Annotated in this window: 1 pseudogene; it reads left to right on the forward strand. The window is 40.2% G+C overall.

Features of this window, described 5'->3' with window-relative positions:
* Positions 1-37: 37 nt before the first annotated feature.
* Positions 38-562, forward strand: a pseudogene (locus AALA56_RS10160) (transposase); the annotation flags it as partial.

Genomic DNA, 562 nt, shown 5'->3' on the forward strand with positions numbered 1-562 from the left:
CACTAAAGAAAAGAGGAGAACAGATAGGTCTAGAAAAATTCGCCGTCACTTTACTGATGACTTCAAACAACAAATTGTTGACCTTCACAATGCAGGAAGAAAGCGTAGTGAGCTTATCAAAGAATATGATTTAACGCCCTCAACCTTCGATAAGTGGGTCAGACAGGCAAGAACGACTGGTTCATTTAAGACGGTTGATAATCTTACCGATGAACAACGGGAACTGATGGAACTCAGGAAACGAAATAAAGAGCTTGAAATGCAGCTAGATATCCTAAAGCAAGTGGCAGTGATTATGGCACGAAAAGGGAAATAATCACTGCTAACAAGGATAAATACAGTATTGTAGCCATGTGTCGATGGCTGAACATTCCCCGTTCCAGCTATTACTACAAAGCTGTAGAACCAGTATCTGAAACTGAACTTGAAGAAATGGTGAAGCGTATTTTTCTTGAGAGTAAGTCCAGATACGGTGCTAGTAAAATCAAGAAATGTCTGGAAGCTGAAGGTATTGTCTTGTCTCGCCGTCTTATTCGTCGCATCATAAAGAGACTAAATTTGG

The sequence above is a fragment of the Streptococcus hyointestinalis genome, from assembly GCF_041225505.1.
GTDB lineage: Bacteria > Bacillota > Bacilli > Lactobacillales > Streptococcaceae > Streptococcus > Streptococcus hyointestinalis_B.